This is a genomic window from Actinomadura napierensis, from assembly GCF_039529375.1.
In the GTDB taxonomy this organism is placed as follows: domain Bacteria; phylum Actinomycetota; class Actinomycetes; order Streptosporangiales; family Streptosporangiaceae; genus Spirillospora; species Spirillospora napierensis.
Map to the genome: position 1 here is coordinate 1 of NZ_BAAAMR010000082.1, position 13,768 is coordinate 13,768.

Below are 13,768 nucleotides of genomic sequence, written 5' to 3' on the forward strand. Positions count from 1 at the left end.
CCGCCGCCGGCGCCCTCGGCACCGGACGCGCCCCGGCGGCGTCCCCGGCCGCGCGCCGCGCGTCCCGCACCGGGCGCGCCGCCCAGGCCGGACGCCGGGTCGCGATCTTCGGCGGCGGGATGGGCGGCCTGTCCACCGCCCACGAGCTGGCCGAGCGCGGGTTCGACGTCACGATCTACGAGCGGAAGGCCTGGGGCGGCAAGTGCCGCAGCATGCCCGTCCCGAACACCGGCGGCGGGGGCCGCCAGGACCTGCCGGCCGAGCACGGGTTCCGATTCTTCCCCGGCTTCTACCAGAACCTGCCCGACACGATGAGCCGGATCCCGCTGCCCGGCGGCGGGAAGGCCTTCGACAACCTGGTCGCCGGCACCGAGGTCGCCGCGTTCTACAACGGCACCAAGCTCGTCCTGCCCGCCCGCGGCACCATCGAGGGCACGCTCAGCCCCGACTCGCTTCTGGCCTTCCTGTCCACCGGGATCAACCTGCTCGGCACCGTCCAGGCGTGGGAGGCCGGCTACTTCCTGCAGAAGATGATCGCGTTCGTCACCAGCGGTCCGCTGCGCCGCTACAACCAGTGGGAGAACATGAGCTTCTCCGAGATGGTGCACGCGGAGAAGATGGACAAGCCCTACAACGAGATGCTGGTGCAGCTGTTCACCGGCACCCTGGTGGCGGCCAAGCCCGACAAGGCCAACGCGCACACCATGGGGCTGATGGCCGAAGCGTGGGTCTACAGCACCCTCGGCCTCGGCGGCTACAAGGCCCCCGACCGGCTCCTCAACGCCCCCACCAACGAGGCGCTCATCGACCCGTGGGTGGCCTACCTCAAGTCCCTCGGCGTGAAGTTCCAGTCCGACGCGACCCTCACCCGGCTCGACGTGACCGACAAGAGGATCAGCGGCGCGCAGATCAGCGGTAGCGGCGGCACGAGCAACGTCGACGCCGACCACTACGTCCTGGCGGTGCCGATCGAGCGCGCCGTCCCGCTGCTCAACGACCAGATCCTCGCCGCCGACCCGAACCTGAAGAGCCTGTCGCAGATCACGACCGACTGGATGAACGGCATCATGATCTACCTGCGGCAGCCGATCGACCTGGCCAAGGGGCACGTCGCCTACGCCGGGCAGCCGTGGGCGCTCACCTCCATCAGCCAGGCCCAGTTCTGGAAGAAGAAGTTCGGCACGACCTACGGCAACGGCGACGTCAACGAGTGCCTGTCGATCGACCTGTCCTCCTGGGACACCAAGGGCGTCCTCTACGGCAAGACCGCCCGCGAGTGCACCTCCGACCAGATCTTCAACGAGGTCAAGGAGCAGCTGCGCCGGGCGATCCCCTGGGGCGGGGTCGTGCTCAACGACGCCAACATCCACTCCTACTACATCGATCCGGCCATCACCGGCAACGGCACCCCGCAGGCCGCCAACGACGAGCCGCTGATGATCAACAAGCCGAGTTCGTGGAACTACCGGCCCGAGGCGGCCACCGCGCTGCCGAACCTGTTCCTGGCCTCCGACTACGTCCGCGCCGACATCAACCTCGCCACGATGGAGGGCGCCAACACCGCCGGCCGCAAGGCCGCCAACGCGATCCTGGACGCCTCCGGCGCCGGCGGCACCCCCGCCGAGATCTTCAACCTGTACCTGCCGAACGAGTTCAAGGGCTTCTACGACGACGATGACCGGCGCTTCAAGGCGGGCCAGCCCAACGCCTTCGACCTGTACGACCCGGCCAAGCCGTAGCACCGGCGGATCGTCCGTCCCACCCCTCGAGCCGCCGCCCGCGGTCCGGTTCCAGCGCGCCGACCGGCCGGGCCGCGGGCGGCACGGAAGGTCGCGCCATGCACGTGCAGGCCATCCAGGTCCAAGCCATGCACTTCCAGGCCGGGCAAGCGCAATACCAGGCAATCGCCACCCTCTCCACCGGCATCTACCCATCCTGGGTGAGCGCCTCACCCCGCGCGAATGGGGATGCGTTCTCGCCCTGGCCGCCGCGACGGTGCTGTTCCTGGACGCGTCGGACGGCGCGCCGGGAACCGCGCACCGCGGCGGCGGCGCGGCGGTGCTCACCTCGGCCGTCAAGGCGTCCGGCGCCGGCGTGGGTGCCACCGTCCCGTGGTGGCTGCTCGGGACCGTGGCGGCGCTGTCGCTGCTGGTCCCGTGCGCCGGGTTCCTCGCCGCCGACCTCACCCGCAAAGGCGCGCACGCCCGCCCGCTGACCGGCGTCGCGCTCGCCATCGACGTCGGGCTGCTCACCGGCACGGCCGAGCTGATGCTGAAGGGCGCCGCCGCACAGTTCCCGCACCCCTGCACGCCGGCCATCGCCGTCTACCTCGCGTTGTTCGCCGTGACTGCGCCGCTCGCGCTCGGCCAGCTGCAGATCGCCCTCCAGCGCAGCCGGCTGGTCGTCACCGGGCTCGTCGCCACCGCGACCGCCAAGACGTACCTGCTGCTGGTAGGCACGCTGCTCTTCCGCGAACCGTGGCCGGACGGGGCTACCGCCGAGATCGCGGCGGCGCTCACGCTGTCGGTGCTGGCCATCGCCGCAGTTCCGCACCATGAACGGTCGGCGGCCCGCACCCGAATCCACCACTTGCCCAGCCGTGCAACGCCTGGCGCGACTGGGATGATCAGGAAGTGCGGTTCCGGGCTGCAGCCCGTGCTGCGATTGGCCCGGTGTTCTGAGCACCGATCTATCGGTTATGGCCCGGAGCGGTGCGCGCTGCCACTTGCTCGGCCCAGGCGTGTGCCAATGACGACCTGGCGAGGGCCGCGGTGTGCTGGGCGGGTTCAGTCCCTGGGCCTTGCTTCGACCACCAGTGCCTGCGCGGACTGCCCGAGCCGTCCGGCGGAGTCATAGAGGGTCGCGGAGCTGAGCCCGCTTCCGACGGGCTGGACGACGCCGGTGGCCACCAGGCCGACCCAGGGGCCGGCCGGCTCCCGCGAGACGTGCAGGCTCAGCTCCGCGTTCATGAAGCTCCACCGGTCGAAGGGCAGCCGCGCGTTCGTGGCGACGGACCCGTAGTCGGCCGCGGCCGCGACCCGGGCGATGGCGGAGGTGCTCTGGCCGGCGACGACGGGCACCAGAAGGCGGACCCATACCCCGATGGCGCCTTCCCCGAGGTCGGACGACTCCAGCGGATGCACGCGCACCGCCCCGCTGTCGAAGCTGTCCCAGCCGACCGCCTGGCGGGCGCCCGGAGTGGGACGGCTCAGATCCGGCACGGGGACGTCGGCGAACGGGTTGCGGTGATCGGTGACGCCGTCGGGAAGGTCGAGCCGGGTCCGGCGCACCGCCAGGCAGTGCGCGCGCGCCACCGGCACGTCCCCCGCCAGCAGAGTGATCACCTGGCGCTGCACGCGGCTGCCGCCCTCGGGGCGGGTCACGGTCAGCGTCATCGGCGTGTCACGGACCGGCGCCAGCAGGTCGAAGGTGATGCGCACGGGAGTCCATCCCGGTATGTCGATCGAGTCGGCCAGCAGCGCCGCCACGGCGCCGCCGTGCAGGGTGTCCCGGCGCCAGGGGCCGCGCGCGTGGGCCGTCGGCACGACGCGTGCGCCGTCCCGCTCGAAAAGCGCGGTGTCACCCGCGGCGGTTCCATCGGATGCGGCGGATTCCGCGGTGCCGGCGGTGTCGGCGGGCCGGCTTCGGAGGGTCATGAGGCCATCCTCGGGTCGGTGTCGGCGCGGTGCATGGCGGCGTCCACCGCGGGAGCGAGCCAGCGCCGCAGGAAGGCGCGCAACTCGGCCGGACTCCTGACCGGATCGCCGGGATCGAGGAGGAAGGACTGCACGACCCGCAGCGTCCATTCGATCAGCTCGCCGCGTCGGGCGGCGTCGATTCCCGTCGCGTCCCAGTCCACCGCGCTCTGGTCGAGCAGGGAGCGGCCTATGGCCCGCGCGGTGTCGGAGGTGACGTTCGGCAGCAGGGAACTCCCGTTCAGCAGGAGTTCCAGGTAGGGCTCGTGAGGTATCTGCTGAACGGTGTAGGCGACCGACTCGACGAGCGCCTCGCCCGGCTCGGTGACGGAGCGAAGCCGGCGCGCCATGCGCGCCAGGAAGTCCTGGGTTCCGTCCAGGGCGGCGGCGGTCAGCATCGCTTCGGTGCTGGGGAAGTACCGGTAGACGGTCTGCCGGCTGACCCCGAGTGCCGTGGCGACGTGCGCGATGGTGGTGGCGCCGCCGAGATCCCGGACGCAGCGGTGCGTCGTGGCCTTGATCCTCGCGATCGCCTCGTCGTCGCTGGCGGGCGGCGAACCGCCCCATCCGTGTGTCCGCACGCAGCCGAATGTAGCGCACACTCTTGACATGACACAAAAACAAACGTGTATGGTCACTATGTTGGGCCATTTCGTCCACCACCGTCCACAGGGCTCGTTATCGCGCTTCAGCGCCGGCCGGGCCCGCACCCGTCGAACTTTTCCATTCCGACGCAGGCGGGACCCCGGGCAGCGGGGCCACCCAATGCGGATCCCATCCCATTGGACGTGAAATGCAAGAGGTAAAGCAGCCGGAGACCGCTCCCCCGGGCGCCGCGCGGGTCGCGGACCTGTGCGACGCCGACCTGTCGGACGCCCGCACGTTCACGGCGGGCCCGCCGCACGCGGCGTTCGACACGCTGCGGGCCCAGGCCCCGGTCGCCTGGCAGGACGAGCGCCGGACGGCGAACCGGGCGAGCGAGGCGTCCAGCGGCCTGCCCGCTCCCCCGTCCCCCGGCTTCTGGGCGGTGACCGGCCACGAGATCGTGCACGAGATGTCCCGGCAGCCCGCCGCCTACTCCAACTACCTGGGCGGCGTCCAGATGTTCACCGCCGACGAACTCACGCTCGCGGGCCTGCGCCTGATGATGCTGTTCATGGACCCGCCCGAGCACTCCCGACTCCGCAAGATCATCTCGCCGGCGTTCGCGCCACGGGCGATGGCGGCGCTGCGCTCCTCCATCGGCCGGCAAGCCCGTGAGATCGCCGACGAGATCGCGGGAGCCGGGTCGGTGGACTTCGTCACCGCCGTCGCCAAGGAACTCCCGACCCGCGTGCTGGCCGACCTGCTCGGGATGCCGCCGCAGGACCGTCATCTCATCATCCGGTGGTCCGACGCGATGATCGGCTTCGAGGACGCCGAACTCAGCGGCGATCCGACGGCGGCGGTCGAGATGTTCGGCGAGGCCATGGAGTACGGCCGGCAGGTCGCAGCGGACCGCCGCGCCCGTCCCACGGACGACATCATGTCCGCGATCGCCAATGCCGAGGTCGACGGTGAACGGCTCACCGACGAAGAATTCTGCATGTTCTGGATCCTGCTGGTCATCGCCGGAAATGAGACCACCCGCAATTCCCTCTCCGGAGCGGTCATCGCACTTCAGGAACACCGGCTGTGGGGAGAACTCGCCCGCGATCCCGGACTGCTGGCAGCGGGCACCGACGAGCTGGTCCGTTACGTCTCCCCCGTGATGCAGTTCCGGCGCACCGCGACCAGGGACGTCGAACTCGGCGGCCAGCACGTCCGCGCCGGCGACAAGATCGTCATGTGGTACTCGGCCGCGAACCGGGACCCCGCGGTGTTCACCGACCCGCACACCCTGAACCTGACCCGCGACCCCAACCCCCACCTGGCCTTCGGCACCGGACCGCACTTCTGCCTCGGCTCCCGCCTGGCGAAGCTGGAGATCTCCACCATGCTCACCGAACTGGTCACCAGATATCCCCGCCTCAGCATCGACGGCGACGTCTCCCGCATCACCTCCAGCTTCATCGCGGGCATCGAACACCTTCCGGTAACCCTCGGATAACACCGGGCACCACCGCAGACGCCGCTCCGCGAGCACTGCCCACAGCCCGACATCGCCCCACTCGGCTCACCGCCCGCCCCCACTGACGAAGCCGACGACCAGCGGCCGTCCGGCCCACGACTCGATCGACATCGAGAACGGCGCTCCGCGGTTCCCATCGGATCGTTTCAGGTGGGAAGGTCTTGGCAGATTCCGTAATCGCACGTCCGATGCTGTTTGCGTGACCGCTCATAGTGTGGTGTGCATGCGCGCTGCGCGGGCCGGACGATGCCCGGATCGACGTGGTGCGATCCTTGTCCGGCTTCACGGCGGGAGGTTCGAGGATGCCTGAGGCGGCCATCCCTCTCGGCTGGCCGGGGTGGGTCGACCTGGCCAGCCCCGACGTGCCGGTGTCCAAGGGCTTTTACCGCGACTTGTTCGGCTGGTCGGACTTCACCCTGGCCGTACCAGGCTACGGCGACTACGAGATTTTCACGCTCGGCGGCGACCAGGGGCCGGAGGTCGCGGGCATGCAGCCGCTGACCGACGATGCACAGCCGCCGACGTGGACGTGCTACTTCCGGGTCGAGGACCTCCAGGTCACCGCCGACGCCGTCGATGCAGCGGGCGGGCAGGAGTTGATGCCGCCGACCAACGTCGCCGATCTCGGGCAGCTGGCGCTCTTTCAGGACTGCCAGGGTGCCGACTTCGGTGTCGCGCTTCCCGGCATCCTCAGGGTCCGAGCCGGTACCGAGCCGTCAGCCGTGCGGTGGGTCGAGCTGATGTGCCCCGACACCCGGCAGGCGCGCCATTTCTACAGCGCGGTGTTCGGTTGGCAGGCCGTTGACAGCGTCTACCGCGGCCGCCCTTTTATCGACTGGAGGATCGGCGACCGTTCCTTCGGCGGCACGGTCACCACGGACGAACTGCCCCCGCATGCCCCGGCGCAGTGGATTCCCTACTTCCGGGTCACCGACTGCGACGCCTCGGCCGCCAGGGCAGCAGAGCTCGGTGCCCGTATCCAGGTCCCTCCCACCGACACCCAGCCCGGCCGCTCTGCGAGAATGATCGACCCCACCGGCGCCGGCCTCGGCATCATCGCTCCCACGGATGCTTCTTGACCTCCGCCCGGTTGACCTCGACGCCGAGGCGTGCGCGCACCTCGCGCAACCAGACCGATGTGGCGGATCTGCGACGCGTCCGACCGGCCGGTCTTGGCCAGCAGGATCATGCCCTGGAACTGGGCCACCAGGATCTCGGGCAGAAGGCCGGGGTCGGCGCCGTCGCTCAGCACGTCCTGGTCGGCGGCCACCCGGCACAGCACCGCCAGCGCCGTCCCACTCGGCGAACACAGCGGCGAGGTGCTCGCGCATCTGCAGGGTGGCAGACGATCTCACATGCGGGCGGCCGTTCCGCACGGGACCGGTACACGGTCTCGTACGGAAGGCCACCGTAGATCTGCGCCACCTCCAGAGAAAGGACCGACGGCCAGCGCGTCTGGGGCCGGGTGAGGTGGAAGGCGCGTCGGCTGCGTCGGGAGTTACGACATCAGGGACGGTAGCCCGGCGTGGAATTCAGCGGAATTCCTTAAGGCTGTGTTGAAGCAGGGCTGAGTGATCGCTAAGGCATTGCCGCGAACCACGCCGTCCGGAGGTTTTCGCCATCCCCTTGAACCTTCGTGCCGATGCAGTGCGTACCAACGGATTGGAGCCGGGTGGACTTCCTCACACCCTTCAAAATGGAGGAAACTCATGGGGCATGCTCGCCGCCCGCTCTCGGTCCTGCGTTCCCTGGCCTTGGCCGCCGGGAGCGGTCTCGTTGTGGCACCCTTCGCCGTTTTGGGGGTGGCACCGGCCGGCGCTTCGACTCCCACCGCTTCCCGGGCGCAGGCCATCACGTGCCCGACCGTGGCCGATCGGCTGCCGTCAGTGCCGGCGCAGGCCAAGGCTGAAGTGGACCGCAACCTCGCCCTTCTGGACACGCAGATCAAGGAGGCGAATACGCGGCTGGTCTCTTCGGCGGGGCAGGGAGGCCCCAACTTCGTGCAGAACGCCATCCTGGGGCCGCTGAAGGACAAGCGTGTCGCGACGATCAACCGGATCGCGACCGCGATCGGCCGGGTCACTCAGCGCCCCGCCGGCCTTGACGCACTGGCACCCTGCACCCTCACCGGGGGCGGCCAAGCAGGCAACGGGCAGCAATCCGCGGCCAGTCCGACGGCCGCGGACTTCATCGACATCCGGAAGGTGCCGCGTAGCGCCGGCCGCGCCAAGACCACCCGCAAAGGGTCCCGCGGCACGTTCACCTCCCGATGCGGACGCAACCAGAACGGCCATCACAACTCGGCCAACTTCCTCGTCGCGCCCGGGGTCGAGAACGGCGCGCACCATATCCACGACTACGTGGGCAACCTGTCCACTGACGCGTTCTCCACCGACGGCAGCCTCAGCCGGGCCGGCACGACCTGCAGCAACGGCGACAAGTCGACCTATTACTGGCCTGTCGTGCGGCTGCGCAGCGCCGCGGACCCCGCCCAGCACGACTCCAGCGCCGCAGACCTCAACATCGGCCGCGTTCTGGTGCCCGCCACGGTGTCGATCCAGTACCGCGGCAACGCCCGCAGCAAGGTCACCGCGATGCCCCGGTTCCTGCGGGCCGTCACCGGTGACGCCAAATCCCTGACCAACGGCACCGCCAACGCCCGGGCGCACTGGACGTGCACCGGCTTCACCGCCCGGACGACGGCCGACAAGTACCCGATCTGCCCGGGCGGCAGCAGGGTGACCCGGGTCCTGGACTTCCCGAGCTGCTGGGACGGCCAGAACACCGACAGCGCCAACCACCGCGCGCACATCGTGTTCCCCGACGCCGCGGGCGCCTGCCCGTCCGGGACGAAGGCCGTGCCGCAACTGCGCATGACGCTCGGCTACACCATCAAGATCAGCAAGGCGCAGATCGCCAAGGGCACCCTCTACGCCCTGGACACCTTCCCCGAGCAGCTCCACAAGCCGATCACCGATCACGGCGACTTCGAGAACGTCATGTCGACGCGCCTGATGCGCAAGGCCGTCACCTGCATCAACACCGGACGGCGATGCTGAGACAAAGCGCGCGCCGACGCCGGGCACGGAGGTCGTACCCGGCGCCGAACGGTCGGCACCCGCGCTAGGCGTGTCCGGTGGATCATGTGTTGATCCAGAGCAGGGCTGTGACCAGGACGATTGCTGCCCAGTAGTTGCGGGCGAGCTTGTCGAACCGGGTGGCGATGCCGCGCCAGTGCTTGAGGCGGCCGATGCGGCTCTCGCGAGCGCGGCGTCATTCGTGGCCGTTGGGGAGTCGCTGGGCGAGTATCCGGTAGGTGTTGGAGTGCTCGCTTCGTCTAATGACCGGGTGGACGAGCTGGTCGGCCATCGCCGCGGCGAGCATGAGCGGGCCGGCGGCGAGGTAGACGGCGGTGCGGGCGGCGACGCGGGTCCGCCGCCAGCGGGGGTCGCGCCAGGGCTTGGCCGGGTCCGGCACGATCCGGTGCACCAGCAGGTGAACGATCATGAACAGGTCGATCGGCTGGTGGGCGGCGCCTCGGTGCACGGCGACGGGACGGAACCCCAGTTCGGCGAGCATCATCGAGAGATTTCCCAGGGAGACGAGGTTCAGGTGCTGCGGCTGGAACCAGGCGTGCCACCAGCGGCCTGCGAGCCGCGCGATGATCCATTGAGGATCGGGCACCTCGATGAGCAGGTGACCGCCCGGTTTGAGCACCCGCGCGGCGGCGTTCAGTTCCCGGCGCGGCGCGATGGTGTGCTCCAGGTAGTGGTGCATGCTGACGACGTCGTAGGCACCGGTGAGCTTGTCGGCCAGTTCCGGGAACGTGCCGATGTGGCCGGTGTCGATCCACCCGCGGCGTTCGGCCTCTTTGATGCCCTCGTTGAGGTCCAGCGCATCGAAGCGGGTCTGCGGCCACACGTCTCTGGCGGCGTTGCAGAAGTGGCCGTGCCCGCCGCCGACGTCGAGCCAGTTCCTCGGGGCCGCGTGGCCGCACAGCATCCTGGCGCGGTCGCGGTAGATCGGGGCCGCGAGCCGGAAGGCGCGCTCTACTTCGGCCGCGCCGGACCCTTCGTAGTAGTCCCGGTAATAGAAGCCGAGCCCATCGGTGTTCAGCCTCGGGTTCTGGAAGACGTGCCCGCAGGCGCGGCACCTGTGGAGGTGGAAGACACCGGGCCGGTGGTGCTGGTGGTCGCCGCTGGACAGGAATCCGCGCAGGTCGGTGCCGCCGCAGCATGGGCAGGTGCCGGTGGGCTGGTCGAAGAAGCGCCCCAGTCCCCTGCCCAGCTCGTCGGCGTACTCTCGGCGAAGCCGCGGCAGATCGGGATCCGCCGGTTCCGGCGCGGTGGCGACGCGCAGGTACCGTACGAGCGCCCCGAAAGTGCCGGTGAGCGCTGACCGCATCAGATCATCAGGGTGTAGTGGTGTGCCCGCCGTGACGATGTAGGGACGCGCGCACACCCCGGCGAGCGTGACCGCGGCACGTACCGCGGCGCGCCGGCGGCCGCTTCCTCGGTACCGCGTACGCAGGCCGGGTCGTCCTCCGCCCGGCGCCGGGTGTCCGTCCTGCGCGTGTCCGGTCGCGACCGAACCGGCGAGCCAGGCTCCCAGTAAGCAGAGGCCGAGGATGTTTCCCGCCAGGTAGACCGGCAGGTCCGCGACCCACCGGTGGCGCAGGATCATCCTGCGCTCGCGGGGCGTCCACGGCGCCGGCGCCGGACCTGGGACGACCGCGACGTCCGTGGCGACCGGCGCGTAGCACTTCAGCCGGACTGCGAGCTCGTCCATCTCGATCTGGGAGAGCCCGGCGCGCCGCGTGACGTCCGCTTTCTCGAGGACCTCGACGTCGACGAGCATCGCGTATCCCGCCCCGATGCCTCGGGCGAGACGCGCGGTCCGGTACGAACGGGGATGCAGGCGGCGAACCAGGTCCATGGCACGGGCGGTGTCGAGGCCGTCCGGCACCAGTTCCAGCACGGCCAGCCCGTGGTCGCCGGCGTACGCGCTGGCGGCCCGCTTGGTCGCCTCGTCGAGCCGCGTTCCGGCCGCGGTGACGAAGCGATGCCGTGCGGCGACCGGCCGGTCGGAGGGCGGCAGCGCATGGAGTCCGGTAGTCCGGCTCCGCCGCAAGAGCGCCTCGATGACGAAGCCTGCCGGGATCAGCAGCGAAACCGGTCGCATCTGCATGGTGGTCCTCCTGGAACGGCCGGGGCTGGGACGCCCGGTGCCGGCTCGACGTCGCGGTGGTCAGCGATCCTCATCGCGCCCGGGGCCGACGGCCACTGTCACTCGTGCCAAAGCGGACGCTCGTAACGGCTCACCAAGTGAGCGGACAGCGCCGTCCCCGCGGACAGCGGGGATCAGGCCGGCGGCCTGTCCTTGGAGAAATGCAGAAAGGCGTTCAGCGCCAGCATCATGTCGAGGCGGTTGTCGGGGCCGACGAGGTCGTCGTGGTAGAGCTTCTGGATGGTGCGAATCCGGTAACGCACGGTCTGCGGGTGAACGTGCATCCGCTCCGCCGTGGTGATCGCATTCTCACCGCAGCTGAGAAAGGTCAGCAGCGTCGACACCAGGGTCTCCCGGCGTCTGGCGGGAAGGTCCAGCAGCGGGCGCAGATGCCGGGCAGTGGCGGCATGGACCAGGTCCTCGCATTGTGAGGCGGCGAGTACGGAGAGGTGCTCCACGCATCGCACGACGCCCCGCTGTGAAAGCACGCCGCGCTGCATGAGCCGGGCCGCCTCCCGGGCCCAGTGCAGGGAGACGGCGCCCTGGTTCAACGGGACGGTGGGCCCCATCACCCCGGGATGCCCGCGGAAGAGCGCCGACAGCAACCGGTCCTGCCCGGGGCCGTCCGGATCGGGCACCACCAGATACGGCTCCGGGCCGTCCCAGTCGGCGAGGACCGCCGGCGATGTGACGCGTGAGGCCGTGGCCGGTGACGAGAGCAGCGCGACGACACCGATGGTGTGCGGCGGTTCCCAGTCCGCCGCACGGGCCAGGGTGATGAGCGCCTGCCGGCTGGTGGGCGGATCGGCGACCAGCAGGTCGCGCAGCCGGTTGCGGTGGCGCTCGCGCTCGGTCGCCATTTCGCCCTGAGCGGCGGCGTACCCCTCGGCGGCGGCGTTGACGGCCTTTTCCAACAGGAGGAACAGCGAGTCGGTGAGCAGAGCCAGCGTCTCGCTGGTCCAGTCGAGCCGATAGGCCTGCCTGATGAACCGCCTGCAGGCGACCTGACTGCCCAGCCGCATGGCGGCCTGCAGGCTGTCCAAGCTGCGGCCGTTGCGGGCTTCATGCGCGCCCAACCGCCGGTACGTCACGGTCAGGATGCCGATGTCCGCCGCCGTCCCGCCCAGGGAGTCGACGAACTGCCCGACCGTCGCGGAAATGTTGCGGCGCAGCCGACGGCCGTAGTCGCTGTCGGGCGGCTGCGCGTACTCGGGCACGTGCTTCCGGATCTCCCTGACGACCTCGTCCACGACCGAGTTCGTATGGGGCCGGAGCAGGTCACCGAGACCGTCATGCGAACGGCCCCGGTGAGAAATGAAATGGGGCCTTCGGGCCGGCATCCTCCTTGTCGGCACGAGCGTCCTCCCATTGGTCGAAGCCCCCGCCTGACTATCTGACCATGTCAGTGTCATCAGCGCGGCGATCTGGTCAAGGCGGGTGACCGATCTCTGTGCGAGCGCACCGCCGTCGTGGGCGCGGGCATCGTCGCCGGTCTCACCGGCGTGATGCGCGAAGAGGCGTGCCGACCTGCTCGTTGCCTCCCACATTTCTGCCGCTACTGATCAAAATGACAACAAAAACGTCCGATCTTGTCACTGGTGTGCAAGGCGGAACCGTACCGGCGACCTAATGTTTCACCACACGAAAAGCGCGAGCATGGAGGTCGATGATGCTGGGCGTGCGGTCCATGGTCTTCCCGGCCGCGGCGGCCACAGTGATGCTCTCGGCCATGACCGGCCCCGGGGACACGGCCGCGCCGCCGCCCGCATCCGAAGCCGGGGCGACGCCTTCGGCCCTGGTCCCGGCCGATGACGGGGCAAGGATCATCGCCACGGACCAACTGGACGGACGGACCTTCGACCTCACGGTGTCGTCGCCGGCCTTGGCAGAGAAGAGCAAGGTGCGCGTGCTCGTTCCGAAAGGATGGTCGCGCGACGCCACCCGGCGGTGGCCCGTCGTCTACGCCTACCACGGCGGTCGGGACACCTACGTCTCATGGACCCGGAGCACCGACATCGAGGAGGTGTCCGCCCGCTACGACGTCATGGTGGTGATGCCCGAGTCCGACGACGGCGCCTTCACGGATTGGTGGAACTACGGCAAAGGGGGCCCGCCGAAGTGGGAGACGTTCCATACCGCGGAAGTGCTCCAACTCATGGAGCGCAACTACCGAGCCGGTCAGGACCGCGCCGCCATGGGCATTTCCTCGGGCGCCTACGGCGCGATGATCTACGCGGCGCGCCATCCCGGCATGTTCCGGTACGTCGCGTCGTCGAGCGGAACCCTGCACCTGACCAGGCCGGGAATCCCATTAGTGACGCTTTTCGTCCAGGGCTTCCTCACCGACAGCGGCGACCCGTTCCGGGTTCTGGGCGTCCCCGGGGTGGACGAGAACAATTGGAGGGCGCATGACCCCTACGTGCTCGCCGAGAACCTGAGAGGAACCGGCCTGTACGTCTCCAGCGGCACCACCGGCCTTCCCGGTCCTGCCGACCATCCGGAACCGGGACAGGAGCACTCGGTTCAGGTGCAGGAGGTCTTCTGCGGGATGACGTCGGTCGACTTCCTTCAGCGCCTGCGCGAATTGAACATCCCGGTCACCGCACACGTATATGGCGATGGATGGCACAACTGGGAGATGTGGGAGCTCGAGATGCGCCGGTTCTGGCCCCTGATGATGGCAAGGCTCGGTGTCCCGCAGCAGTGAGCCGGCCCGCGATGCTCGCTCCGGGGAGAC

General features: G+C 69.7%; 10 protein-coding genes. 6 read left to right on the forward strand and 4 right to left on the reverse strand.

Annotation, left to right across the window (positions count from 1 at the left end; genetic code table 11):
• Both ABD296_RS35010 and ABD296_RS35015 read left to right on the forward strand, forming a co-directional pair.
• The coding region (locus ABD296_RS35010; protein ID WP_344277401.1) for a hydroxysqualene dehydroxylase at window positions 1–1,739 on the forward strand (1,739 nt) is incomplete at its 5' end.
• Between the two features lie 256 nt (window positions 1,740–1,995).
• Window positions 1,996–2,856 carry a hypothetical protein gene (locus ABD296_RS35015; RefSeq protein WP_344277406.1) on the forward strand — a complete coding sequence of 287 codons (861 nt, stop codon included), beginning with the start codon at window positions 1,996–1,998 and terminating at the stop codon, window positions 2,854–2,856.
• Here the strand turns inward: ABD296_RS35015 and ABD296_RS35020 are convergent.
• Window positions 2,787–3,656 carry an acyl-CoA thioesterase domain-containing protein gene (locus tag ABD296_RS35020; RefSeq protein ID WP_344277409.1) on the reverse strand — a complete coding sequence of 290 codons (870 nt, stop codon included), beginning with the start codon at window positions 3,654–3,656 and terminating at the stop codon, window positions 2,787–2,789. The two genes, ABD296_RS35015 and ABD296_RS35020, sit on opposite strands and share 70 nt — an antisense overlap.
• Window positions 3,653–4,276: a TetR/AcrR family transcriptional regulator gene (locus tag ABD296_RS35025; RefSeq protein WP_344277411.1), complete on the reverse strand. Its 624-nt coding sequence runs from the start codon at window positions 4,274–4,276 to the stop codon at window positions 3,653–3,655. Before ABD296_RS35025 ends, ABD296_RS35020 begins: the two co-directional genes overlap by 4 nt.
• A gap of 212 nt (window positions 4,277–4,488) precedes the next feature.
• Between ABD296_RS35025 and ABD296_RS35030 the strand changes: the two genes are divergently transcribed.
• From ABD296_RS35030 to ABD296_RS35040, 3 genes are all read left to right on the forward strand, one after another.
• On the forward strand, window positions 4,489–5,784 hold the full coding sequence (locus ABD296_RS35030) for a cytochrome P450 (protein WP_344277413.1): 1,296 nt from the start codon (window positions 4,489–4,491) through the stop codon (window positions 5,782–5,784).
• A gap of 323 nt (window positions 5,785–6,107) precedes the next feature.
• Window positions 6,108–6,884 carry a VOC family protein gene (locus ABD296_RS35035; RefSeq protein WP_344277417.1) on the forward strand — a complete coding sequence of 259 codons (777 nt, stop codon included), beginning with the start codon at window positions 6,108–6,110 and terminating at the stop codon, window positions 6,882–6,884.
• A 786-nt stretch (window positions 6,885–7,670) separates the two neighbouring features.
• The gene (locus ABD296_RS35040) at window positions 7,671–8,864 is read left to right on the forward strand and encodes a DUF1996 domain-containing protein (RefSeq protein ID WP_344277420.1); all 1,194 of its coding nucleotides are present in this window, start codon (window positions 7,671–7,673) and stop codon (window positions 8,862–8,864) included.
• A 214-nt stretch (window positions 8,865–9,078) separates the two neighbouring features.
• Here ABD296_RS35040 and ABD296_RS35045 read toward each other — a convergent pair whose 3' ends face one another.
• Together ABD296_RS35045 and ABD296_RS35050 are read right to left on the reverse strand one after the other, a co-directional pair.
• Window positions 9,079–10,992 carry a class I SAM-dependent methyltransferase gene (locus ABD296_RS35045; protein ID WP_344277423.1) on the reverse strand — a complete coding sequence of 638 codons (1,914 nt, stop codon included), beginning with the start codon at window positions 10,990–10,992 and terminating at the stop codon, window positions 9,079–9,081.
• Between the two features lie 173 nt (window positions 10,993–11,165).
• The gene (locus ABD296_RS35050; RefSeq protein ID WP_344277426.1) at window positions 11,166–12,281 is read right to left on the reverse strand and encodes a PucR family transcriptional regulator; all 1,116 of its coding nucleotides are present in this window, start codon (window positions 12,279–12,281) and stop codon (window positions 11,166–11,168) included.
• A gap of 416 nt (window positions 12,282–12,697) precedes the next feature.
• Here ABD296_RS35050 and ABD296_RS35055 point away from each other — a divergent pair, with 416 nt between their 5' ends.
• Window positions 12,698–13,738, forward strand: a complete 1,041-nt coding sequence (locus ABD296_RS35055; protein ID WP_344277429.1) for an alpha/beta hydrolase — start codon at window positions 12,698–12,700, stop codon at window positions 13,736–13,738.
• Window positions 13,739–13,768: the final 30 nt, after the last annotated feature.